19 protein-coding genes and 1 pseudogene are annotated in these 23,157 nt (G+C 68.8%); 13 read left to right on the plus strand and 7 right to left on the minus strand.

Annotation, left to right across the window (positions count from 1 at the left end; translation table 11 throughout):
* Positions 1-12 precede the first annotated feature (12 nt).
* The 4 genes and pseudogenes from BM199_RS08475 to BM199_RS08490 form a co-directional block, all read right to left on the minus strand.
* A pseudogene (locus BM199_RS08475) lies at positions 13-2,344 on the minus strand (heavy metal translocating P-type ATPase).
* A 25-nt stretch (positions 2,345-2,369) separates the two neighbouring features.
* Positions 2,370-3,332: a hypothetical protein gene (locus BM199_RS08480; protein WP_091671801.1), complete on the minus strand. Its 963-nt coding sequence runs from the start codon at positions 3,330-3,332 to the stop codon at positions 2,370-2,372.
* Positions 3,333-3,382: 50 nt separating this feature from the next.
* On the minus strand, positions 3,383-3,589 hold the full coding sequence (locus BM199_RS08485; RefSeq protein WP_091671803.1) for a heavy-metal-associated domain-containing protein: 207 nt from the start codon (positions 3,587-3,589) through the stop codon (positions 3,383-3,385).
* A gap of 49 nt (positions 3,590-3,638) precedes the next feature.
* Positions 3,639-3,920, minus strand: coding sequence for a metal-sensitive transcriptional regulator (locus BM199_RS08490; protein ID WP_091671805.1), 282 nt, complete (start codon positions 3,918-3,920; stop codon positions 3,639-3,641).
* 337 nt (positions 3,921-4,257) lie between these two features.
* Between BM199_RS08490 and BM199_RS08495 the strand changes: the two genes are divergently transcribed.
* The 9 genes from BM199_RS08495 to BM199_RS08535 all read left to right on the plus strand — a co-directional run bounded on the left by BM199_RS08495 (position 4,258) and on the right by BM199_RS08535 (position 13,351).
* Positions 4,258-4,803 (plus strand): carboxymuconolactone decarboxylase family protein, encoded by a 546-nt coding sequence (locus BM199_RS08495; RefSeq protein WP_245788228.1) that lies wholly within the window; start codon positions 4,258-4,260, stop codon positions 4,801-4,803.
* A gap of 155 nt (positions 4,804-4,958) precedes the next feature.
* Entirely contained in the window at positions 4,959-5,306 is a 348-nt protein-coding gene (locus BM199_RS08500) for an NADH-quinone oxidoreductase subunit A (RefSeq protein WP_091672096.1), read from the plus strand.
* 85 nt (positions 5,307-5,391) lie between these two features.
* Positions 5,392-6,672: a hypothetical protein gene (locus tag BM199_RS08505; protein ID WP_177242532.1), complete on the plus strand. Its 1,281-nt coding sequence runs from the start codon at positions 5,392-5,394 to the stop codon at positions 6,670-6,672.
* A complete protein-coding gene (locus BM199_RS08510; protein WP_091671807.1) occupies positions 6,665-7,594 on the plus strand; it encodes a complex I subunit 1 family protein in 930 nt (309 codons plus the stop codon). The genes BM199_RS08505 and BM199_RS08510 overlap by 8 nt, the downstream gene beginning before the upstream one ends.
* Before the next feature lie 14 nt (positions 7,595-7,608).
* Positions 7,609-8,196 carry an NADH-quinone oxidoreductase subunit J gene (locus BM199_RS08515; protein WP_091671808.1) on the plus strand — a complete coding sequence of 196 codons (588 nt, stop codon included), beginning with the start codon at positions 7,609-7,611 and terminating at the stop codon, positions 8,194-8,196.
* On the plus strand, positions 8,193-8,498 hold the full coding sequence (gene nuoK, locus BM199_RS08520) for an NADH-quinone oxidoreductase subunit NuoK (RefSeq protein ID WP_091671810.1): 306 nt from the start codon (positions 8,193-8,195) through the stop codon (positions 8,496-8,498). The genes BM199_RS08515 and nuoK overlap by 4 nt, the downstream gene beginning before the upstream one ends.
* 4 nt (positions 8,499-8,502) lie before the next feature.
* Positions 8,503-10,365 (plus strand): proton-conducting transporter transmembrane domain-containing protein, encoded by a 1,863-nt coding sequence (locus tag BM199_RS08525; RefSeq protein WP_091671811.1) that lies wholly within the window; start codon positions 8,503-8,505, stop codon positions 10,363-10,365.
* Between the two features lie 63 nt (positions 10,366-10,428).
* A complete protein-coding gene (locus tag BM199_RS08530) occupies positions 10,429-11,925 on the plus strand; it encodes a complex I subunit 4 family protein (protein WP_091671813.1) in 1,497 nt (498 codons plus the stop codon).
* 13 nt (positions 11,926-11,938) lie between these two features.
* Complete coding sequence (locus tag BM199_RS08535) at positions 11,939-13,351, plus strand: NADH-quinone oxidoreductase subunit N (protein ID WP_091672100.1); 1,413 nt, start codon at positions 11,939-11,941, stop codon at positions 13,349-13,351.
* Here the strand turns inward: BM199_RS08535 and BM199_RS08540 are convergent.
* Positions 13,344-14,135 (minus strand): MBL fold metallo-hydrolase, encoded by a 792-nt coding sequence (locus BM199_RS08540; RefSeq protein WP_091671815.1) that lies wholly within the window; start codon positions 14,133-14,135, stop codon positions 13,344-13,346. The genes BM199_RS08535 and BM199_RS08540 overlap by 8 nt on opposite strands.
* Before the next feature lie 192 nt (positions 14,136-14,327).
* On the minus strand, positions 14,328-16,094 hold the full coding sequence (ctaD, locus tag BM199_RS08545; protein ID WP_091672102.1) for an aa3-type cytochrome oxidase subunit I: 1,767 nt from the start codon (positions 16,092-16,094) through the stop codon (positions 14,328-14,330).
* A gap of 186 nt (positions 16,095-16,280) precedes the next feature.
* Between ctaD and BM199_RS08550 the strand changes: the two genes are divergently transcribed.
* Genes BM199_RS08550 through BM199_RS08565 form a run of 4 tightly spaced genes read left to right on the plus strand, consistent with a single transcriptional unit; the run spans position 16,281 to position 20,436 of the window.
* On the plus strand, positions 16,281-16,727 hold the full coding sequence (locus BM199_RS08550) for a DUF4383 domain-containing protein (protein WP_091671817.1): 447 nt from the start codon (positions 16,281-16,283) through the stop codon (positions 16,725-16,727).
* Between the two features lie 51 nt (positions 16,728-16,778).
* Entirely contained in the window at positions 16,779-17,762 is a 984-nt protein-coding gene (locus tag BM199_RS08555; RefSeq protein WP_245788229.1) for a glycosyltransferase, read from the plus strand.
* Positions 17,763-17,794: 32 nt separating this feature from the next.
* The gene (locus BM199_RS08560) at positions 17,795-19,033 is read left to right on the plus strand and encodes a glycosyltransferase (RefSeq protein WP_091671819.1); all 1,239 of its coding nucleotides are present in this window, start codon (positions 17,795-17,797) and stop codon (positions 19,031-19,033) included.
* Positions 19,030-20,436, plus strand: a complete 1,407-nt coding sequence (locus BM199_RS08565) for an aldehyde dehydrogenase family protein (RefSeq protein WP_245788230.1) — start codon at positions 19,030-19,032, stop codon at positions 20,434-20,436. Before BM199_RS08560 ends, BM199_RS08565 begins: the two co-directional genes overlap by 4 nt.
* 54 nt (positions 20,437-20,490) lie before the next feature.
* Here BM199_RS08565 and BM199_RS08570 read toward each other — a convergent pair whose 3' ends face one another.
* A complete protein-coding gene (locus BM199_RS08570) occupies positions 20,491-23,028 on the minus strand; it encodes an ATP-dependent Clp protease ATP-binding subunit (protein ID WP_091671821.1) in 2,538 nt (845 codons plus the stop codon).
* Positions 23,029-23,157 lie beyond the last annotated feature (129 nt).

The raw sequence follows: 23,157 nt of genomic DNA on the forward strand, positions 1-23,157 counted from the left end.
CCCTGCCGCGACTCAGGTGAGCACAGCGGGCTGCTGTGTCCTGCCGTCGGCGGGTGCCGCCGCGCCGGTGACCGTGCTCCGGAACGCACGCAACCGCAGGCTGTTGCTCACCACGAAGACCGAGCTGAAGGCCATCGCGGCCCCCGCGAGCATCGGGTTGAGCAGACCGGCCGCAGCCAGTGGCAGGGCCGCCACGTTGTAGGCAAACGCCCAGAACAGGTTTCCCTTGATCGTGCGCAGTGTCCTCCGCGACAGCCGGATGGCGTCGACGGCCGCCCGCAGATCACCCCGGACCAGCGTGAGGTCCCCTGCCTCGATGGCCACATCGGTGCCGGTTCCCATGGCGAGGCCCAGGTCGGCCTGCGCCAGTGCCGCCGCGTCGTTCACCCCGTCGCCGACCATGGCCACCACGTGACCTTCGGCCTGCAACCTGGCGACAACGTCGACCTTGTCCCTCGGCAGCACCTCGGCGATCACGGCACCGTCTCCCTCGATCCCCACCTCGGCGGCTACCGAGCGGGCGACGGCGTCGTTGTCGCCGGTGAGCAGCACCGGGGTCAGCCCGAGGCCACGTAGCTGGGAGATCGCCTCGGCCGACGTCGGCTTGACGGTGTCGGCGATCACGAGAATCGCCTTCGCCCGCCCGTCCCAGCCGACGGCGATCGCCGTGCTGCCCTGCCGTTCGGCGGCGGCCTTGGCCTCGGCCAGTTCGTCCGGCAGGTGCACGCTCCACTGCTCCAGCAGCGCGGTCCTGCCCGCGATCACCGCGTGACCGTCGACCACTCCCTGCACCCCGAGGCCCTCGGTGCTGGTGAAGTCCTCGACGTCACCCAGCTCACCGACCCGGTCCCGCGCCCCTCTGGCGATGGCGCGGGCCACTGGATGCTCCGAGGCGTTCTCCAGCGCTCCGGCGAGGCGCAGCACCTCGTCGGACTCGACGCCGGGAACGGTCAGCACGTCCACGAGGGCCATCTGCCCCGTCGTGATGGTGCCGGTCTTGTCGAGCACGATCGTGTCCACCCTGCGAGTGGATTCGAGCACCTCCGGCCCCTTGATCAGGATGCCCAGCTGGGCACCCCGCCCGGTGCCGACAAGCAGCGCGGTCGGCGTGGCCAAACCGAGCGCGCAAGGGCAGGCGATGATCAACACGGCCACGGCGGCGGTGAACGCCGCCGACACCGGGCTGCCCGCACCGAGCCAGAAGGCCAGCGTCCCGACGGCCAGTGCGATCACGATGGGCACGAACACCGCGGACACCCGGTCCGCCAGGCGTTGCACGGCGGCCTTGCCCGTCTGCGCCTCCTCGACGAGGGTGGCCGGCCATCTGCGCGAGTTGCGTGTCGGAGCCGATCCGGGTGGCACGCACGACCAGCCGCCCGCCAGCGTTGACCGTGGCGCCCACGACGTCGTCACCCGGGCCGACCTCGACCGGTACCGACTCGCCCGTGAGCATGCTGGCGTCGACCGCGGAGTTGCCCTCTTCGATCACCCCGTCGGTCGCGATCTTCTCCCCTGGCCGGACGACGAACCGGTCGCCGACCGCCAGCGCACTGGTGGGAATCCGCTCTTCACGACCCTCGCGGAGCACGGCGACGTCCTTGGCGCCGAGTTCGAGCAGTGCCCGCAGGGCCGCTCCGGCCCTGCGCTTCGACCGCGCCTCGAAGTACCGTCCCGCCAGGATGAAGGTGGTGACGCCGGCTGCCACCTCGAGGTAGATGTTCGCGTCCCCGCTCATCCGCTCGATGGTGAACTCGAACGGATGCGTCATTCCGGGGACTCCCGCGCTGCCGAACAGCAGCGCGTACAGCGACCAGAGGAACGCGGCCGTCGTACCCATCGACACCAGCGTGTCCATGGTGGCGGCACCGTGCCGCAGGTTCGCCAGCGCTGCCTTGTGGAACGGCCACGCTCCCCACACCAGCACCGGCGCGGCCAGCGTGAGTGAGATCCACTGCCAGTAGGTGAACTGCAGCGCGGGCACCATGGCCATCGCGATCACGGGTACCGACAGCACGGTGGCGACGATCAACCGCTGCCGCAGGGGCCCGGTGGCGTCCTCCCGCTCGGCGACCGACTCGCCGTCCGGCTCCTCCCGCCGCGGAGCGGGCAGCGCCGCGGAGTAGCCCGCCGCCTCGACCGCTTCGATCAGCACACCCGGGTCGAGTTCGGCAGGACCGGTGACCTTGGCCTTCTCGGTGGCGTAGTTGACCGTGGCGCTGACCCCGTCGAGCTTGTTCAGCTTGCGCTCGATGCGCATCGCGCACGAGGCGCAGGTCATGCCGTCGATCGTGAGTTCGAAGTCCCGCCCCGCTACCTGCTGGGTGTCGCGCACGTTGGCGCTCATCGTGGCGCTCCTTCCGTCTCGCGCTTCAGCCGTGGCCATGTCCGTCACCGCCTTCGCCATCAGCGTCCTGGGACGTGACCTGCGGAGCCGGGACGCGGGAAGCGTCCGCGGTGCTGACGGTGAACTCCGCGGTACGCACCTCGCCCTCGTGCCGGAAGTCCAGGAACAACCGGTAGGTGCCCGCGGAGGGAACCTCGGCGTGAAAGGTGACACCGGGTCCCGCCGCCGTCCTGCCGTCACCCGGAACCCCGTCCGGATGCACGTGGAGATAGGCGAGATCGCCGGCCCGCAGCGCCACCAGGTGCCCGTAGGCGCCGAGGTAGGGCCGCAGGTCGGTCACCACACGACCGTTCCTGGTCACCGTCGCCGTGACGGGCGACGACTGTCCGGGCACGAGGTCTCCGGAGAGGCGCACCTGATAGCCGTCCACGTTCGCCGTGGCGGAGGGCTTGTGGTCGACGGGCCGGAAGTCACCGGGGACCGCCAGGTCGACACCTAGGGTGACGGCGTCCCCGCCGGTGGGGGCGAAATCGGCGAAGGCCCGGTAGCTGCCCGCCATGGGGACGGACAGCGGCACCGTCCAGGTGCCGTCGGCCGCCATGGTGGGGTGCACATGCTGGAACTCGGCGGTATCGCGGCGCACGACGATCAGATGCATGCGCTTCTCGTGTTCCACGTCGAACCCGGTGACGGGCCGCCCGTCCGGACCGAGAACGCGGAAGGTGAAGGGCTGGTTCGCACCCGGCTCGAGCGTCGTACGAGTGGGCGTGAGGGTGTAACCGCCCCTGGACGACGCCAGCCCGCCGGGCTGGTTCTGCTCGGCTCCCGCGACGGTGTCGCTGTGGTCGTCCCCGCGTGCGGCGTCCTCAGCGCCGAGCGCACCGGCGGTGCCGGTGAAGGGACCGACAGCGGAGCCGATCGCCATGGCGCCACCAGCGACCAGGACGAGCGCCACACCGTAGGCGGAAAGCTTGATTGCAGTGTTCATGTCCGTTCCTCACAGCGGGCTGCGGACCCGCGGCTTGAGGAGCTGACGCCTCAGGCGGTCAGCTCGTATCCGGCTTCCTCGACGGCAGCGCGTACCTGCTCGGTACCGACTTCCCGCGCGCTGGTGACGGTGACCGCGCCGGTGGGCAGGTCGACCGACACGTTGGTGACGCCCTCGATCTCGCTGACCTCCTCGGTCACGGAGCGAACGCAGTGGCCGCAGGTCATGCCCTTCACTGTGTAGGTGCTCTCAGCCATGGTGATGTCTCCTTACTCGTGGTGAACGGGTTCTGTGCGACTGAAGACGTCAGGAGCGGACCAGACGGGCGATGGCCTCGCTGGCTTCACGGACCTTCTCGTCGGCCGTGTCGCCGCCCTGGGCGACCGCCTCGGCGACACAGTGCCGCAGGTGCTCGTCCATCAGGCCCAGTGAGACCGACTGCAGTGCCTTGGTGGCCGCCGAGATCTGCGTCAGCACGTCGATGCAGTACTCGTCGTTCTCCACCATTCGCTGCAGCCCGCGAATCTGCCCTTCGATCCGGCGCAACCGCTTCAGGTACGCGTCCTTGTCTCCGGTGTATCCCCGCATGAGCCTCTCCTCTGCTTCTGCCGACGGCTCCACAGACGATACCCCTTACCCCTACTGACCGGAGTCCGGAGCCACTGTTTCACCGACAGCACATTTGTACCCCCTGGGGGTATCGGCGTCAAGGTGACGCATATCGCCGCCGCAGCACAGCCGAAGTGTCCACTGGTGACCAGTGCGGCCACCAGAATGCCGATACTTCTTGAGCTTCCAACGCCAACCAGGGGGCCGAGGCTTGACATTAAGCGTCAATGTGGACAGCAACGGAATACTCCGCCGCCGCATGTGGTTCACTGCTGCCAACACGCTCACATACCCCCCACCCGTAAGGAGTAGTACCATGTCGGCGTCCGAGGACCTCATGCGACACCTGGACCCACTGGAACCCGCGGAGGCGCCACAGAAGTCACGCGAGCTGCTGACCCAGATCATCGAGCGTCACGGCTCGGCGGGCGACATGATCCGCACCATGGCTCACTCCCCCGCCGTGCTGCAGGGCTACCTCGACTTCTCTCGCGCCATGAAGCGGACCAGGCTCCCCCGAGCGCTCAGCGAGAAGATCTCCCTCGCGGTCCAGGAATGGATCGGCTGCGCACTCTGCCTCGAAGCGCACGCCGAGGCGGGCCGCGCCGCGGGGCTGACCGAGACCGACATCGCGCTGGCCCGGGATGCGACAGCGACCGACCGGCGTGAGGCCGCACTGGTGTCGTTCGGACTACGTGTGCTGGCAGAGCCCTCGTCGATCACGAACGACGACGTCGCGGGACTGCGGGCCCACGGATGGAGCGACCGGCTCATCGCCGACGTCGTCGGACTGGTCGCACTCAACCAGCTGACCGGCTCGTTCAACCTGGTTGCGGGTATCGAGCCGACCGCCCCGAACTAGACGTTTGGCTATCGCCGAACCGAGCAACCCCCTTCTGCGGCTGGTCACCCCCCGGCACGGGGGTTGCCGTCTGCCCCCACATCAAGTCGCGGGCGCAGACGCGGAGGAATACGGTCAGAAGTTCCGGCACGAGCGAGCGGGAGGTGCAGGACCGGGTGAATGTCGAGGGAACGCTGCTCCTGCTCGCACTGACCCTCCTGGTCACCGCGGGCATGTACGGGATCGCGTTCCTGGTCCGTCTGGGTAGGACGATCGCCGACGTGCGCCCCTTTCTTTCCGGGCATCCCCCCGCCGAGCACGCGCTCTCCCGCTATCACGTGCGCTGGTACGCGGTCACGATGATCTTCCTCGCCTTCGACATGGAGATGGTGTTCATGTACCCCTGGGCGCTGGTGGTCGCGAAGACCGGCCTGTCGGCGGTGGTGGAGATGTTCGTCTTTCTGGCGATCCTCATGGTCGGCGTCGTCTACGCCTGGCGAGAGGGGGCGCTGCGGTGGACCTGAGAGAGCTTCTGAGAACGACGCTGACGTGCGGTGGCGAGTGGAAGAACGCGTATGGCGAAAGCCCGCGAGCGGGGAGGCGGGGCGCATGAACGACGATGGTGACGTTCGCACACCAGGCCCGGGCCTCGCCGAGTCGATCGTGTCGCGCGTTCGCAGATCAGCACCGAGATCCTGGTTGCTCCGCCGGACGCCGCCGCGCGCCCTGCTGGTGAACACGCCGGGCGGAACCGAAGCGCGGCTGGCTGTCGAGTGTCTCGTGCGGGAGCGAGGATGGCGATTCGCGGTCAGTCCGGCCGAGGCGAACCTGCTGGTGGTGACCGGAGCGGCGGTTGACGGCTTCGAGCGGTACCTCGATCCGGTCTGGCGGGCGATTCCCGCGCCGCGGGTCCGGGCAGACGTGGCGACCGCCCCGGACGCGCTCACCGAACTCGAGCGCGCGGTCGGCGAACTCCGGGACGTGCGCGGACAACGGGCACAGGCACGTCAGGCCGCGAGCGCACCCGAAACCGACCATGACGAACCGCACGACGACAGCCGTACGGAGCACCACAACGACCACGGCGGTCATGGCGAGCACCACGGCGGGCACGGGCATGACATGGGCGGGATGGAGATGCCGGGTGGGATCCCGATGGCCGAGCGGGCCGAGGATCGTGACGGCCTCATGCTCGACCAGCTGCACGTGCCGCTGGGCCCCGTCCTGACCGCCTGGCCCGCCGGTCTGGTGCTCGACACCACCATGCAGGGTGATGTGCTCACCGAGGTCGGGGTGCGCACGGTTGGCCTCTCCGAAGTGCCGGGGAACGCACCGTGGACACGCGTGTGGCGGCGGATCTCGGCCGGGCAGAACGTGCCCGCCGCGGAGCCCGCCCGCCAGGAGCTGGCCCGGCACCTGGACGCGTGCGTCTCCCTGCTGTCCGTAGCGGGCTGGGAGGACGCGGCAGGCAGGGCGAGACTGTTGCGGGACAACGTACTCAGGGAGACGGCGCGCCCGGATGCCGCCCGTATCAGGTCGTGGGCGCGCCGCGTACGGCGTTCGCGCACGCTGCGCTGGCTGCTGTCTGACGTCGGCGCGATCGCGCACGATCCCGGAACCCCGCAGGCGTTGACCGGTGATGCGCTGTCCAGGCTGAACCGATGGCTCGACACGATAGGTGAACTGAGCGAGCACGACGAACCGTGTGAGCCGAGTCCGCAGGACGGTGAAGGCAGGACGGCAGAGCGCGAGCACGAGACACGATGGACGCTGGATGCTCTGCCAGGACTGCTGTGCGGCAGCGAGCTCGCCATCGCGCGGCTCATCGTCGCAAGCCTCCACCTCGATCTGGACCTCCTTCCCGCCGCCCACGGAGTGAGTCATGGCTGAGGTGGTGGCGACGGGCTGGGTGGGCGCACTGCTGCTCCCCGCCGTGCTGTTGGCGTTCGCGCTGGCCGCGGTGACGTTCGACGCCGTCCTCGCGGCACGGGCGGCCGGAGCTCCACTGGCGGACTCGGCCCGTGTGCCTGTGCGGGCGGTGGCGGGGCTGCTGGTCCAGCAGCGGCGGCGGACGCTGGCCGCCGACGATCTACTGTGGCGCCTGGCCGGCGTGGTGCTGCTCGCCGCCGCGGTCATGGCCGCACTGGTCACGCCGCTCGGGTGGCACGCGGTCGCTGATCTCTCCGTCGGCATCGTCTGGTTCAACGCCATGGAGATCGTGGCGTGGGCGGCGGTGTGGCTGGCCGGGTGGAGCGCGAACTCCGCGTTCGGCCTGGTCGGCGGCTACCGGTTCATCGCGCAGGGCGTGGCCTACGAGTTGCCGCACATGTTCGCTCTGACCGCGGTGGCGGTCGGCGCGGGTTCACTGCGTGTCGCGGACATTGTCGCTGCCCAGCAGGATCTCTGGTTCGTCGTGTGGATGCCGCTCGCGTTCGTCGTATTCCTGCTCTCCGTACTGGCCATGGCCTTCTGGGGCCCGTTCGACCAGCCCGTGGCCCGTGATGTCGCGGGCGGCGCGGTGGCCGAACTGTCTGGTGTGGACCGGCTGGTGTTCCTGACAGGACGGTGGGTCCTGCTGGTGTCCGGTGCGGCGATGGCGGTGCCGCTGTTCCTCGGCGGTGGAGCGGGACCGGTGCTGCCCGCCTGGTTGTGGTCGGTACTCAAGACCGCGGCGGTGCTGGCGGCTCTCGTCTGGGTGAGCCGCAGGCTGCCGACGATCCGGATGGAGCGGTTCACCGAGATCTCCTGGATGGTGCTGATCCCCGCGACCCTGCTGCAGGCCCTGTTCGTGTCCCTCGTGGTGATCGGATAAGGAGGCACGGAAACTTGTCAGCCGACATCGCGTTCTGGTTGTGTGCCGTGGGAGCGGTACTGACCGGCATCGCCGTCTTCCGGGTCGACTCCATGGCGAGGGCGACATTCGCGTTGCTGGCATCGTTCGTCTTCGCCGCGGGCACGGTACTGCTGGTCGAACTGACCTACCTCGGGGTGCTGGTCATCCTGATGATGATCATGGAGATGGTCATCATGGTGGTCTTCATGTTGATGTACATGATGAATCCCGGCGGGCTGATGCCGATGACGATGGTGCACAACCAGAAGGGATCACTGGCGATCGCGGCCGGCACCTTCGCCGTGCTCGCCGCGGGCGTCATCCTCGTCGACTGGCCGGATTCCCCGCCACCCCGTCCCGCGGATCCGACCCTGGCACTCGGCGAGGCGCTCATGGGGTCGAAGATGCTGGTGATGATCGTGCTGGGACTCGGTCTGTTCGCCACGATCGTCGCGACCGTGGTGCTCTCCACCCAGCGCGGCCGCTATGACCGGTTCGGCGACCGGCTCGATCGCGGGAAACCCGACGATCCGGTTCAGGGAGGAACCGGTGGCCGACGGCGAGCGCGGCAGAAGACATGAGCCTTCAGGACTATCTACTTCTCGCCTCGGCCCTGTTCAGCGTCGGGTTGTACGGCGCGCTGTCGCAGCAGTCGATCGTGATGGTGATGATGGGCCTCGAACTGATGATCAATGCGGTCATCGTCGGGGCCGCCGCGTTCTGGTACTTCACCTCACCGGCGAACCCGGACGGGCAGGTGGTCGTCGTGCTCGCCGTCACCGCGATGGCCATCGAGATGGCCATGGGTTTCGCGGTCACCACGGCCCTGTTCAGGGCACGCGACGTCGACATGACCGACATGGCCGCGGATCTCAGGGACTGATTCGATGCTCTGGCTGCTGATCGCCGTGCCATTGGTGGTAGGCACCGCACTGCTCCTCGCGGGCAGAACGGCGAACCGGATCGCACCCTCGGCCGGAATGTGCGTCGCCGTGGTGACACTCGTGCTCGCGTCGCTCACCGCTGTGCGGCGGCCCGGGGTCTCGGCGGCCCTGCTGGACGGTGTTCCTTTCGGTCTGCGGGTGGACGGCCTGTCGTCGGTCATGGTGGTCACGGTGGCGGTCGTCCTGCTCGCGGTTCTGGTGTTCGCCACCGGTGAGTTCGCGGGCACGGAGACCTCCGCTCGGTTCTTCGGACTCATGCTGCTGTTCGCGGGTGCGATGCTGGTGACGGTCACAGCGACGACGTTGCTGTCCCTGCTGATGGCATGGGAGGTGATGGGTGCGGCGTCCTACGCGCTCATCGGCTTCTGGTGGCGTGACTCCCGCCGGGTCGATTCGGGCAAGATCGCCTTCCTGACCACCCGCGGCGCGGACCTGGGGCTGTACCTGGCAGCGGGCGCCGCGCTCGCGGGCGGAGCGGGAGGACTCGCGCTGAACGAACTGTCCGGGCTCCCACCTGGCTGGCGGGACGTGGTCACCGCGGGAGTGGTGTTGGCCGCGCTTGGCAAGTCGGCGCAACTGCCGTTCAGCTTCTGGCTCTCCCGTGCGATGGACGGTCCCAGCCCGGTGTCGGCGATGCTGCATTCGGCCACAATGGTCGCGGCAGGTGCGTACCTGCTGCTGCGGCTGGAACCACTGTTGTCCGCCACAGCATGGGCGGGCGCTCTTGTCGCGTGGGCGGGTGTGCTCACCGCGCTCGCGCTCGGCGCCGTCGCCGTGGTCCAGCAGGATCTCAAGCAACTGCTCGCGGCGTCCACCTGTGCGCAGGTGGGATTCATGGTGCTGGCCGCCGGCCTGGGTGCGGTCGCGGCAGGCAGCGGGCACCTGCTGGCCCACGCGCTCACGAAGAGCCTGCTGTTCCTGACAGCGGGCGCCTGGCTCGCCGCACTCGGCACGAAGAGTCTGCCCGCGCTGCGCGGGGTCGCCAGGCGGTACCCGGTGGTCGGCATCAGTTTCACCGTCGGCGCGGTCGTCCTCGCCGGGATACCACCGCTGTCGATCTGGGCGACCAAGGACAGGGTGCTCGCCGCCGCCGTGCACGAGTCCGCACCACTGTACCTCGCGGGTCTCGCGGCGGCGGCGCTCAGCGCGGCTTACGCGGGTCGCGCTGTGGCGCTGGTCTGGTCCGCCGTGCCCTCCACGGAATCCAGCAAGACCGAAAAGGACGGTTCACCGCGGGGATCAGGCAGGATCACCGACGGCCAGTGGCTGGCTCTGCCCCCACTCGCCGCAGGCGCGGCAATTCTCGGTGTGCTGGCCGTTCCGCGAGTGTGGGCCGAGTTCTCCGGAGCAATCGGGGCGCCTGGCGAACCGGCACCCCGATGGTGGGAGGTCCTGGTGTCGGCCATTGTCGCACTGAGCGTGGCGGGGATGGCGGCAACCGTCGTTCGCCGCCGCGGTGATGTTCCGGACCAGCCGAAGCCGCGCGAATGGTTCGGCCTCGAGACCCTGGCCACGCGGGCGGTGGCCGCTCCCCTGCTCGGAACGGCACGGGCGCTGGCCCGCTTCGACGACCGCGTGGTGGACGGGGGTGTCCGGGCGACCGCCAGGTTCACCGCGCTGCTCGCCCGCGGGGCGAACCTGCGGGTCGAACACGCGGTGGACACGGCGGTGCGCCTCGTCGCCAGGAGCTTTCGCGGGCTGGGTTCACTGGCCCGGCGACCGCAGACCGGGCAGTCACACCACTACTACGCCCAGGCCGTCGTCGCCCTCGCCGCACTCGCGGCGCTGCTGGCGGTACTTCGATGAGCCGCGAGCGTCAGATGAGCCAGGACACAGGTTTCCCCAACCGGGCTGTGAGGTCGGATCAGCGTGCTTAGCATCGTGGTTTTCCTGCCGCTCGCGGTGGCGGCGCTCCTGCTCGTGCTCCCGAGGACGAGTGACACCGTGGCGCGTTGGGCCTGGATCGCGACGAGTGCGGTCGACCTGCTGCTGGTCGTCGCGCTCTGGATCGGCTATCCGCGAGCGGGCGCGTTCGGCGGGCCTGGCTACGAGGTGAACGTGCGGTGGATCCCGAGCGTGAGTTCGGGCTATCACATCGGCGTCGACGGGCTGAGTCTGCCTCTGGTCGCCTTGACCGCGACGATGTTCCTGGCCTGCGCGATCTACTCCCTGCGACAGACGGAACGAGTCCGCTCGTTCGCCGCGTTGTTCCTGTTCCTGGAAACCGTCTGTCTCGGGCTGTTCGTCTCCCTCGACCTCATTCTCTTCTTCGTCTTCTTCGATCTGTCCATTGTGGGCATGTACCTCGTGATCGCCGGATGGGGACACAAGGACGCGGCGAGGGCGGCGCTGAAGTTCTTCCTCTACACCTTCGTCGGATCACTCGCATTGCTCCTCGGCTTCATCGGGCTCTACCTCGCGGCCGAACCACACACCTTCGACATGGTTCTGCTCGCCGAACAGAACCCACTGGCGGGCCAGGGCGCGAAGGGCACGCTGGTGTTGCTCGCACTGGTCGTCGGGCTTGCCGTCAAGACGCCGACAGTGCCGTTTCACACCTGGTTGCCACCCGCGCACACCGAGGCACCGACAGCGGGCTCGGTGATCCTGGCCGCGGTGCTGTTGAAGATGGGGACGTACGGGTTCGTCCGGATCGTGCTGCCGATGCTGCCCGAGCAGTGGAACCGGTACGCACCTGTCATCGTCGTCGTCGGCGTCGTCAGTGTCCTCTATGGAGCTTTGGTGGCGCTGGCCCAGCAGAACTTCAAGCGGATGATCGCCTACACCTCGGTCAACCACATGGGCTACGTGGTGCTGGCCGTCGGCGCTGCCGGATTGATCTCCACCTCCGACGCGCAGGCGAAGAGTCTCGCGGTCACCGGCGCGGTGACGCAGATGGTCAGCCACGGGCTGATCACCGGCGCACTGTTCCTGCTGGCCGGAGTGCTGTACGACCGGGGCGGCACCTACGACCTCGACTCCTACGGCGGTCTGGCCGCCCGCACGCCCAGATTCGCCGGTCTGGCGGCCATCGCCGCGTTCGCGTCACTGGGACTGCCCGGCTTCGCGGGCTTCATCGCGGAGTTCCAGATCTTCACCGGCTCACTGGCGGGCGCACCGGTGGCCACGGCGCTGGCGTTCCTCGGAATTCTACTCACCGCGGCGCTGTTCCTGCGCGCCTACCAGCGAATTTTCCTTGGCGCGGAAGGAAAGGGCGTTGGAGGCATGGGAGACCTCAGATCGAGCGAGGCGGTGTCGATCGTGCCGTTGCTCGCACTCGCCGTCGTGATCGGGTTGTTCCCACGCTTCCTGTTGGACGTCATCGAGCCCGCCGCACGGGCACTCGGCCTGGAACTGGGCCGCTGAGATGGCGTCGATGATGACCCAGGATCTCATCCGGCTGTTGCCCGAGGCGTCGCTGGCAGGTAGCGCCGTGGCCGGGCTCCTGCTCGGTTCGTATCTGCCCCGGCACCGGCAGTGGCCGGTACGGGCGCTGGCCGTCGTGGCCTGTGCCGCCGGGCTGGTGCTGACCGTGGCGTCCTGGCCCGGTCCCGGGATGACCGTTTTCGAAGGCACCTACGCGGTCGATGTGCCGACGGCTGGCGCGCGAGTGGTGGTCCTTGTCTCGGTTCTGTTGATACTGGCCATCTCGGCCGAGCAGACACGGGGTGACCGAAGGGAGAGCGAGTTCGTCGTCCTGGTGCTGCTGGCAGCGCTCGGCGCTGTGCTGCTCGCGGGCGCGGGCGATCTCCTGCTGCTGATGGCGGCATACCTGCTGGCGAGCGTTCCGCTGTACGCGTTGACCGGATTCGCGAAGGACGCCCCGGGGACGGAGGCGTCGCTGAAGTACTACCTGCTCGGTGCGCTGCTGGGTGTCTGCATGCTGTTCGGGGTCATGCTCCTGTTCGGCGCCGCGGGCGCGACCCGGTACCCGGAGCTGCACGAGCGGCTCGCGGGCGCACCGGTGGCGCTCGTCGTGGTGGGCGCCGTCCTCCTGCTCGCTGGGCTGCTGTTCAAGGCAGGGGCGGTTCCCGCGCATTTCTGGGTACCCGACGTCACCGAGGGCGCCCGCCCACCCGTCGGCGCCCTGGTCACCACTGTGCCGAAGGTCGGCGCTGTCATCGCGATCTATCGGCTTGTCGAAAGCGCACTGCAGCCGAGCGGCCTGAACTGGGCGTTGCTGGTGGCGGTGATCGCGGCGGTCACGATGACGCTGGGCAACCTCGCCGCGTTCTTCCAGACAAGCGTGCGCCGCCTGCTCGCGTACTCGACGATCAGTCAGGTCGGGTACCTCCTCATGGCCGTCGCGGCCGCTGGCCACAGCACACTGGCCCTGCCCGCCGTACTGCTCTATCTCGGCGCGTACGCGGTCACGAATCTCGGCGCGTTCGCCGTGGTGTGCGCACTGCCCGGCGCACGCTCCCTGGACGACTACCGCGGACTGCGCGGGCGACATCGCTGGCTCGCCCTCAGCTTGGTGGTATGTCTGCTCGGGCTGGTCGGTACCCCGCCGACCGGCGTTTTCGCGGGGAAACTGACCGTGTTCACCGCCGCGTTCGACGCCGGGCTGGGCTGGTTGGTGGTGCTCGCCGCGGTGAACACGGTGGCCAGCCTGTTCTACTACCTGCGGTGGCTCGCACCCGCGCTCGGCGCGACCCCGGGAACAAGCCCGATCGAACGGCCGGGCAGGTGGGCTGCGACGACGGCGTACGTCGCAGCCCCGTTGTCGGTCGCGGCCGGGATCCTTGCGGGCCCGCTCCTCTCGGCACTACACGGTGAGCTGCTCATGTAGCCAGCGGCAGGGTTTCGCCCCGCCGGAGCACCCGCACCGAACTTCCGAGGCCCCGCCGCTCGGTTTCCACGAGGAAGTTCGACAGCGGCGAACCGAAGACCCCGTAGTCGTCGAAGTGCACAGGCACCACGTGCCCAGGGCGCAGCAACTGCAGCAGGTCCGCTCCCTGCTTGTCGTCCATGGACAGCAGAATCCCGAGCATGCGCGCACCACCGAGATGTAGCACGGCCAGGTCGATCTCCGGGAAGCGCTCGTGGATCCGCCGTAAATCGTCGTGCATCACGGTGTCCCCACTGACGTACAGCCGCAACGGAGTCACGTCCGGAGCCGACCGGTACTCGTACACGCTACCGATCACCGGCGGGAGCATCCGGTTGACGATTCCGGCAGTGTGTCGCGCGGGGACGGCGGTAATCGTCAGCGTGGCATCGCCTTCGGTCAGTGTCTCGCTCGACCAGGTGGGCAGGGCGACGGTCTGCCGGAAACCCCGCCTGCTCAGGCGATGTGCCGCGTGGCCGGTGGTCAGTATGGGCAGATCGGCGGACAATTCCCGGCCCGCGATACGGTCAAAGTGGTCGCCGTGCAGGTGCGAGAGCACGACAGCGTCCAGCGCGGGCAGGTCCGCAACCTGAGCCGCGGGCTCGGTGCGCCGTCGCGAGACCATGCCTTGGCCGAGGTACGACCACTGCCCGCGGTGGAGGAAGTTGGGATCGGTCAGCACGGTGAACGGCCCGAGCCGGAGCAGGACCGTCGCCGTGCCGATAAAGGTCAGGCCATCACTCATCCAGGCCGGATACCCGTCGCGCACCTGGTGAACCGGGGGACCTTCCCGGCAAGTGTGGATGGGGGTGGTTGGCGGCATGGCTGATCTTGCTTGGTGGTACTTGCGGACGCCCCATCCCTGTACCGCACTTTCCCGGGAAAGTGCGGTACCCCGCGCACGCAACTAACGCACTTTCCCGGGAAAGTGCGGGGGTTAGGTTTCCTTCTGGGGGTCACTGGCGTCGGAGGCCTCCTCGGAGGGGGCCCTTGTCTGCTGGCGGGGACGGTTGCCGAACATTTCGGTCACGTGGTTCTGGTTGCGCAGTTGCTCCACCGTTCCCGGGTAGTGCAGTTCGAACGCGGGCCGTTCGGAGCGGATTCTCGGCAGGTCGAGGAAGTTGTGCCGTGGCGGCGGGCTGGAGGTGGCCCACTCCAGCGAGTTTCCGAATCCCCAGGGATCGTCGACAGCCGCGGGTTCGCCGAAGCGGTAGCTGCGAGTGACGTTCCAGAGGAAGGGCAGCACCGAGAGGCCGAGAACATACGCGCCGATCGTGGACACCACGTTCAGCGCGGTGAATCCGTCGCTGGCCAGATAGTCGGCGTAGCGCCGGGGCATGCCCTCCGCGCCGAGCCAGTGGTGCACGAGGAACGTGGTGTGGAAGCCGATGAACGTCGTCCAGAAGTGCAGCTTCGCCAGCGGCTCGTCGAGCATCCGGCCAGTCATCTTCGGGAACCAGAAGTAGACGCCGGCGAACGTGGCGAACACGATGGTGCCGAAAAGGACGTAGTGGAAGTGCCCCACCACGAAATAGGTGTCGGTCACGTGGAAGTCCACGGCCGGGGCCGCGAGCAGCACGCCGGTGAGTCCGCCGAACAGGAAGGTCACCAGGAAGCCAAGGGACCAGAGCATCGGTGACTCGAAGGTCAACTGCCCCTTCCACATCGTGCCGATCCAGTTGAAGAACTTGATGCCCGTCGGCACCGCGATGAAGAACGACAGAATCGAGAAGAAGGGCAACAGCACCGCCCCGGTCGCGAACATGTGGTGCGCCCACACGGTGGCCGACAGGCCGGTGATCGCCACCGTGGCCCAGACCAGCGCCTTGTAGCCGAACAACGGTTTTCGGCTGAACACGGGGACGATCTCGCTGATGATCCCGAAATACGGCAGGGCGACGATATAGACCTCCGGGTGGCCGAAGAACCAGAACAGGTGCTGCCACAGGATCGCCCCACCGGTCGAGGGGTCGAACACGTGCGCACCGAGATGCCGGTCGGCCAGCAGCCCGAACAGTGCGGCGGTGAGGATCGGGAACGCCAGCAGCACCAGGATCGCCGTGAAGAGGATGTTCCAGGTGAAGATCGGCATCCGCCACATCAGCATGCCCGGCGCCCGCAGGCACAGGATCGTCGTGATCATGTTCACGGCGGCCAGAATGGTGCCGAGGCCGCTGACCAGCAGGCCCGTGATCCACAGGTCACCGCCGACGCCGGGCGAGAATCCCGCTCTCGACAAGGGTGTATAGGCGAACCACCCGAAGTCCGCCGCGCCGCCCGGCGTCAGGAACCCGGCCATGAGGATCAGCCCACCGAACAGGAAGAGCCAGTAGGAGAAGGCGTTCAACCGGGGAAACGCCACGTCCGGCGAACCGATGTGCAGCGGGACGAGGAAGTTGGCGAAACCGAACGCGTTCGGTGTGGCGTACAGCAACATCATCACCGTGCCGTGCATGGTGAACAGCTGGTTGTACTGCTCGTTCGACAGGAACTGCATACCCGGCTGCGCCAGCTCACTGCGCATCAGCAGCGCCATCGCGCCGCCCGCCATGAAGAAGCCGAACGAGGTGACGAGGTAGAGGAGCCCGATCTCCTTGTGGTCGGTGGTCTTGAGCAGCTGCAGGAACCGGGCGCCGCGCGGTTCCTGCTTCCGGGGCCGGTGAGCGGTTGCTGTGGGAGTGGTGAGCACGCCCTGTCCACTCATCGAATCGACCACCGTCCGCACCTTCCGCTCGCGCCGTTCAGTCCGCGACGCGCGGCTACCCCGTCCTCCACTTCCCTACTCCTGCGATCTCCGCGCAGGTGGCGCGCGGATGCCCGGTTTGACCGTCCCGGACCGGGTACCCCGACGACAACCGCCGCTCGACCGCCGCGTTAGTGGGGAGGAAGCATGTCTTCTCCTAGCAGGGGCCCACTGCTGCCTCGGCTGATCGCTCTGGTGATCGGCCTTGTGTACCTGACCCTCGGCCTGCTCGGGTTCTTCGTCGCGGAGCCGACACACATGGGCCACGATCCGGGCAACGCCGTCTGGATCTTCAGTACCAGCGCACTGCTCAACATCGTGCACACCGCGGTGGGAGCACTGGGGATCGCGGCGGCGACCAAGACCGCGGGCGCCCAGTTCTACGGCTGGGCACTGTTCGTGGGCTTCACCGGCTTCACCATCTACGGGGTCTTCGCCGCGGCCGCGGGCAGCCCGGGCGACCACGTGAACATCGACTGGGCGAACAACTGGTTGCACGGCGGCACCGCGGTGCTGGGGCTCGTCCTGGGTTTCCTGCAGCCCAAGAAGCAGCCGGCTGACGCCCGCGAGGCCCGAACCGGTCACGCCGAGTAGTAGTACTCCGGCACGAGGTTTACCCAGCGGCACAGCGGCAACTACTCCTTCATGCTCGACATGAACCGAGAGTTGCGGGTGCTGGTGTGGCACGTGCATGGATCCTGGACGACCTCGTTCGTCCAGGGCCGGCACCAATACCTCATCCCCGCACTGCCCGAAGGCGGCCCGTGGGGCCTCGGCCGCTGCGGCCGCCCATGGCCCGACCGTGCGCACGAAGTGCACCCGGACCAGCTCGACGACCTCGATGTCGACGTGGTGGTCCTGCAGCGCCCCGAGGAGATCGAGGTCGCCGAGCGCTGGCTCGGCAGGCGTCCCGGCAGGGATGTCCCCGCCGTGTACGTCGAGCACAACACGCCTCGCGAAGCGGCGGCCACGACCCGGCACCCGCTCGCCGACTCGGACGGCATCCCGGTCGCGCACGTGACCCACTTCAACGACCTGATGTGGGACTGCGGACGGGCGCCGACCTCGGTGATCCCGCACGGCATCGTGGATCCCGGCCATCGCTACACCGGTGAACTGCCACACGCCGCGGTACTGATCAACGAGCCGGTCCGGCGCTGGCGCATCACGGGTACAGATCTGCTGCCCGCGCTCGCGGAAGCCGCGCCGATCGACGTGTACGGCATCGGCGTGGACGGACTCGCCAAGTCCTTGCCCGCAACCACCAACCCGGTGCGCGGCATCGCGGACCTCGATCAGGAGACCCTGCACACCGAGGTCGCGCGCAGGCGGGTCTACATCCACACCGCCCGTTGGACCTCGCTGGGCCTCTCCCTGCTCGAAGCCATGCAGCTGGGCATGCCGGTGGTCGCACTCGCCACCACCGAGGCCATCGCGGCCGTGCCCGACGAGGCGGGAGTGATCTCCACCGACATCACCGCCGTCACCGCGGCGGCCAGGCGGTTCGTGCACGAGCCGGACCTCGCCGCGGTCGCCGGAAAAGCCGCGCGGGAGTACGCACTCACCCATTTCGGGCTGGAGGCATTCCTGCGGAACTGGGACGTCCTCCTCTCGGAGGTCGTGCGATGACAACAAGAGAGTCCGGCTCCGGGAGGGAACCGATGAGAATCTCCATGGTCTCCGAACACGCCAGCCCATTGGCAGCACTCGGCGGAGTCGACGCGGGTGGGCAGAACCTGCACGTCGCCGAGCTGTCGGCCGCACTGAGCAGGCAGGGACACGACGTCACGGTGTACACCCGCCGCGACGACCCCGACCTGCCGGAGGAGGTGCGGACGCCCTCGGGCTACCGCGTCGTACACGTGCCGGCCGGTCCGCCCAGGACCCTGCCGAAGGACGACCTGTTGCCACATATGGGTGACTTCGGCAAGTTCCTCCGGGAACGCTGGTCCGCGGACCGCCCCGACGTCGTGCACGCACACTTCTGGATGTCCGGCCTCGCCGCCGTGCTGGCCTGCAGGGAACTCGACATCCCAGTGGTTCAGACCTTTCATGCGCTCGGCGTCGTCAAGCGCCGCTACCAGGGCGCCAAGGACACGAGCCCGCCGGAACGGCTCCAGCTGGAGCGGCTCATCGGCAGCAACGCCACCAGGGTCGCGGCGACCTGTTCCGACGAGGTGTTCGAGCTGGCCAGGATGGGCGTCCCCCGCTCGCGGATGTCCGTCGTCCCGTGCGGGGTCGATCTCGAGCGGTTTCGTCCCAACGGCCCGACGGCGCCGAAGTACCAGCGGCACCGGGTGCTGACGGTGGGCAGGCTGGTGCCGCGTAAGGGTTTCGACACGGTCATCGAAGCACTGCGGCTGCTGCCGAACACCGAACTCGTCATCGCGGGAGGGCCCGAGGAAGGTGCTCTCGCCGATGATCCCGAGGCGCAGCGGCTGCTCGACCACGCCGACGAGCTGGGTGTCCGTGGCCGGGTGCTGATGGCGGGTCAGGTGTCCCGCGACGAGATGCCCGCGCTGTTGCGCTCGGCCGACGTCGTGGCCTGCACGCCGTGGTACGAGCCGTTCGGCATCGTGCCGCTCGAGGCCATGGCATGTGGCGTCCCGGTGGTCGCGTCGGCGGTCGGCGGGCTCACCGACACCGTCGTCGACGGCGTCACCGGGCTGCTGGTCCCGCCACGCAGTCCGGAGGACCTCGCCGCCGCGCTGCGGCGGTTGCTCACCGACCGGACGCTGCGCGAGGGCTGCGGAATCGCGGGGTGCGACCGGGCGGCGTCCCGGTACTCCTGGGACCGGATCGCGGCCGACACGCTACGGGTCTACGACCGCGCGGTACCCACGGCGGCGCCGGTCACCGCGAGTACGGAACTCTCGAGCGCAGGGCAGGTGGCCAGGTGAGCGCGGCGGTCGACATTCCTGCCGGTCGCGAGCAGGACGCCCAGGACGCTGCGGTGATCGAGATTCACAATCCGGACGACGGCCAGCTCGTCGGCACCGTGCCGATGGCGACGCGGACGGAGGTCGGCGCCGCACTGGACAAGGCCAGGCAGGTGCAGCGGGAATGGGCCAGAGAAGCGCCCGCGGCGAGGGGCGAGATGCTGCGGGCAGCCGCTGCGGCACTGCGCGAGCAGGTCGACTCGCTGGCCGCGCTGAACGAGGCGGAGACGGGCAAACCGCGTTCCGAGGCCGTCGAGGGAGTACTCGCCGGCGCGGGGACGCTGGAGCAGTACGCCGAACTCGGCCCGGTGCACCGGGGCAAGAGCCTGCGCGGTGAGTTCTCCGCGACCGACCTCATGGTGCCCGAGCCACGGGGTGTCGCGGTCGCGCTGACGCCGTGGAACGACCCGGTCGCGGTGAGCTGCGGGCTGATCGGCGCGGCGCTGGTCAGCGGTAACACGGTGATCCACAAGCCGAGTGAACGGGCGCCGTACACGGGTGCCGTACTCGGCAGGGTTATCGCGGGCGTACATCCCGAGGGTGTCCTGCAGACTCTCGACGGCGACGGTTCGGTGGGCGCCATGCTCACCTCCGACGACCGGGTGGACGTCATCGCGCACGTCGGCAGCACCGCGACCGGCAGGGCCATCGCCGCCTCGGCGGCCCGGACCGGCGCGAAGACGCTGCTGGAGAACGGCGGGAACGATCCGCTGGTCGTCGACGCCGACGTCGACCCGGAATGGGCGGCCGAGCAGGCGGCACTGGGCTCGTTCGCCAACTCGGGGCAGATCTGCGTCGCCGTGGAGCGGATCTACGTGCACCGGGCCGTCGCGGAGCCCTTCCTCGACGCGCTGGTCCGGCAGGCGGAGGACCGCAAGCTCGCTCCGCTGGTGGACGTCCGCCACCGTGATCAGGTGCACGAGCACGTGGTGGATGCCATCGAGCAGGGTGCCACCGTGCATACCGGCGGCAACGTCCCGAACGGTCCCGGCGCGCACTACCCGGCCACGGTGCTGAGCGGTGTCGAGCCGGGGATGCGGGTGCTGTCGGAGGAGACGTTCGGGCCGATCGCGCCGGTCCGGGTCGTCGAGGACTTCGACCAGGGGCTCGCCGAGGCCGCCGAGGGCCGCTACGGGCTGGCGGCCACCGTGCTGACCGGCTCGATGGCACACGCCCAGCGGGCGTGGCGCGAGCTACCCGTCGGCACCGTGAAGGTCAACGCCGTGTTCGGCGGGGCGCCGGGAGGTGCGGCCGAGCCGCACGGCGAGAGCGGGAACGGGTTCGGATTCGGCCCGGAACTGCTCGACGAGCTCACCCAGACCAAGGTCGTCCACATCGAGCCACCGCCAGATCTCCCGCGGTGAGGCCGTTCGGGCTTCCCTGCCGCGTTCCCGCGCGCAGGGAAGCCCGAACGTCTGTCAGGCGGGCTCCGCGGCACCCTCCGTCACGTCGAAGGCGAGGGAGTCCCCCGTGCTGCTCACGCGGACCCGGGAGCCGGCCTTGACCCTCCCGTCCAGCAGCATCCGCGACAGTTCGTTGCCGACCTCGCGTTGGATGGTGCGCCGCAGCGGCCGCGCGCCGAACTCGGGCTGGTAACCGGTCTTACTCAGCCATTCGACGGCGCTGGTGTCGAACTCGAGGCGCACGTCCTGTGCGTGCGCACGACGCCTGGTGTCCTCGAGCAGCAGCTCGGTGATCTGGTTGAGCTGCTCGGACTCGAGCCTGCGGAACACGATGATGTCGTCGATCCGGTTGAGGAACTCCGGCCGGAAGGACTCGCGCAGCTTGCGCATCAACCGCTCGCGCAGCGGTCCTTCGGTGTCGTCCTCACGGACGGGCGTGAAGCCGAGCGCGCCCTGGGTGCCACTGACGATCAGCTCCGAGCCGAGATTGCTGGTCATGATCAGCACGGTGTTGGTGAAGTTGACCGTCCTGCCCCTGCCGTCGGTGAGCCTGCCGTCGTCGAGCACCTGCAGCAGCACGTTGAACACCTCGGGGTGCGCCTTCTCGATCTCGTCGAGCAGCACCACCGAGTAAGGCTTCCGGCGCACGGCCTCGGTCAGCTGCCCGGCGTCGTCGTAGCCGACATACCCCGGCGGTGCGCCGATCAGCCTGCTGACGGTGTGCCGCTCGCCGTACTCGCTCATGTCGATCCGGATCATCCGGTCCTGCTGCCCGAACAGCGCCTCGGCGAGTGCCCGCGCCAGTTCGGTCTTGCCCACACCGGTGGGGCCGAGGAACAGGAAACTGCCCGAGGGCCGGTCCGGCTCGGCCAGGCCGGCGCGCGAGCGCCGCACCGCCTCGGCGACCGCCTGGACCGCCTCGTCCTGACCGACCACATGGGTGTGCAGGTGTTCCTCAAGACTGAGCAGCCGCTCCCGTTCCTCCTTGGTCAGCTGACTGACCGGAATGCCGGTGAGCCGGGCCACGACCTCCGCGATGTCCTCTGCGGTCACCTCGATCGAGTCCACCGGACTCTCGTCGTCCGTGCGCGCGCTGCGGATGCGCTCGCGCAGTTCCGCGATCTCGTCCCGCAGGATCGACGCGCGCTCGTAGTTCTCCTCGCTCACCGCCTGGTCCCGGTCCCTGCTCAGCTGGTCCAGCCGGGACTCGAGATCGCGCAGTTTCGCCGGTTGCCTGCCCGAGCGCACCCGCACCCTGGCGCCGGCCTGATCGACCAGGTCGATGGCCTTGTCCGGCAGGAAACGGTCGGCGATATAGCGGTCGGACAGGGTGACAGCGGCGTGCAGCGCCTCGTCGGTGAACCGCACCTGGTGGTGCGCCTCGTACTGGTCCCGCAGACCATGCAGAATGGACAGCGCCTGGTCCACTGAGGGCTCGGGCACCAGAATCGGCTGGAACCGGCGCTCCAGCGCGGGGTCCTCCTCGACGTTCGAGCGGTACTCGTCCAATGTGGTCGCGCCGACGATATGCAGCTCGCCACGGGCCAGCGCGGGCTTGAGCATGTTGCCCGCCCCCATCGAACCCTCGGACGAGCCCGCGCCGACCACCGTGTGCAGCTCGTCGATGAACACGATGAGCTCTTCGCGGTGCGCGCGAATCTCTTCGAGCAGCTTCGTCATCCGCTCCTCGAAGTCGCCCCGATAGCGGGTGCCGGCCACCATCGCCGTGAGATCGAGTTGCATCAACCTGCGGCGGGTCAGGTTCTCCGGCACCTCACCGTTGACGATGCGCCGCGCGAGCCCTTCCACGATGGCCGTCTTGCCGACACCGGCCTCCCCGATCAACACCGGATTGTTCTTCGTTCGCCGGGACAGGACCTCGATCGTCTGCTCGATCTCTTCGTCGCGGCCGACGACCGGGTCGATCTCGCCGTTCCTGGCCATCGCGGTGAGGTCCCGGCCGAACTGGTCGAGCGTCTCCGTCGCGGACGGTCCCTGCTGCGGTTGCCCGCCGGCACGTGACCCCTCGGGCGCGGGTCCGCGCCGCATCGACTCCGGTGTGACACCGTGCCGGGCGAGCAACCGGCCGGCCGACGAGTCCGGGTTGGCCGTCATCGCCAGCAGCAGGTGCTCCGGTCCGATGTACGACGAGCCGAGGCCTCGGGAAATCTGGTGCGCGTCGAGCAACGCGCGCTTGGCGCCCGGCGTCAGCATGGCCGGCGGGCGGCGCGTTTCGCCGCTGCCTTCCACGGAGCCACCGCGGTCGAGTTCGGCGGCGAGCACGTCGGGATCGGCACCAACCCGATCCAGCAGATCCCGGCTGCCCGGCGCCTGTGTCGCCGCCCACAGCAGGTGCGTCGTATCCAGCTCACCGCTGCCCTGCTCCGCCGCACGCGTGGCCGCGGCTGTCAGCAACTGCCGTGACTGTTCACTCATCAACCGGGTGATGTCGACGGCGTAGGGACGGCGACCGCCCCCCGCACCGCCGAAGAACTGCGTGATGAACTCGTCGAACGGGCTCCCACCGGGGCCGGGAGCGAAGAAGCCGGTCATTCGCTGCCTCCATCCAAGGCGCGGTCGTGTGCCTCGATGGACTTTCCGTAACCGGGGCCGGGCAAACCAGATCGGCCGGTGACCCTGTCCCGAATACGGGGTGCCCGGCGCGCCAGCGCGCGGTCGCAG

Origin of the sequence: Amycolatopsis marina, assembly GCF_900111885.1 — a bacterium.
In the GTDB taxonomy this organism is placed as follows: domain Bacteria; phylum Actinomycetota; class Actinomycetes; order Mycobacteriales; family Pseudonocardiaceae; genus Amycolatopsis; species Amycolatopsis marina.

Excerpts from the sequence above, each read along its gene's own strand:
- BM199_RS08480 (WP_091671801.1), bottom strand. The coding sequence starts at position 3,332 with ATGAACACTGCAATCAAGCTTTCCGCCTACGGTGTGGCGCTCGTCCTG.
- BM199_RS08485 (WP_091671803.1), bottom strand. The coding sequence starts at position 3,589 with ATGGCTGAGAGCACCTACACAGTGAAGGGCATGACCTGCGGCCACTGC.
- BM199_RS08490 (WP_091671805.1), bottom strand. The coding sequence starts at position 3,920 with ATGCGGGGATACACCGGAGACAAGGACGCGTACCTGAAGCGGTTGCGC.
- BM199_RS08495 (WP_245788228.1), top strand. The coding sequence starts at position 4,258 with ATGTCGGCGTCCGAGGACCTCATGCGACACCTGGACCCACTGGAACCC.
- BM199_RS08505 (WP_177242532.1), top strand. The coding sequence starts at position 5,392 with ATGAACGACGATGGTGACGTTCGCACACCAGGCCCGGGCCTCGCCGAG.
- BM199_RS08510 (WP_091671807.1), top strand. The coding sequence starts at position 6,665 with ATGGCTGAGGTGGTGGCGACGGGCTGGGTGGGCGCACTGCTGCTCCCC.
- nuoK (WP_091671810.1), top strand. The coding sequence starts at position 8,193 with ATGAGCCTTCAGGACTATCTACTTCTCGCCTCGGCCCTGTTCAGCGTC.
- BM199_RS08525 (WP_091671811.1), top strand. The coding sequence starts at position 8,503 with ATGCTCTGGCTGCTGATCGCCGTGCCATTGGTGGTAGGCACCGCACTG.
- BM199_RS08535 (WP_091672100.1), top strand. The coding sequence starts at position 11,939 with ATGACCCAGGATCTCATCCGGCTGTTGCCCGAGGCGTCGCTGGCAGGT.
- BM199_RS08540 (WP_091671815.1), bottom strand. The coding sequence starts at position 14,135 with ATGAGTGATGGCCTGACCTTTATCGGCACGGCGACGGTCCTGCTCCGG.
- ctaD (WP_091672102.1), bottom strand. The coding sequence starts at position 16,094 with ATGAGTGGACAGGGCGTGCTCACCACTCCCACAGCAACCGCTCACCGG.
- BM199_RS08550 (WP_091671817.1), top strand. The coding sequence starts at position 16,281 with ATGTCTTCTCCTAGCAGGGGCCCACTGCTGCCTCGGCTGATCGCTCTG.
- BM199_RS08555 (WP_245788229.1), top strand. The coding sequence starts at position 16,779 with ATGCTCGACATGAACCGAGAGTTGCGGGTGCTGGTGTGGCACGTGCAT.
- BM199_RS08560 (WP_091671819.1), top strand. The coding sequence starts at position 17,795 with ATGAGAATCTCCATGGTCTCCGAACACGCCAGCCCATTGGCAGCACTC.
- BM199_RS08570 (WP_091671821.1), bottom strand. The coding sequence starts at position 23,028 with ATGACCGGCTTCTTCGCTCCCGGCCCCGGTGGGAGCCCGTTCGACGAG.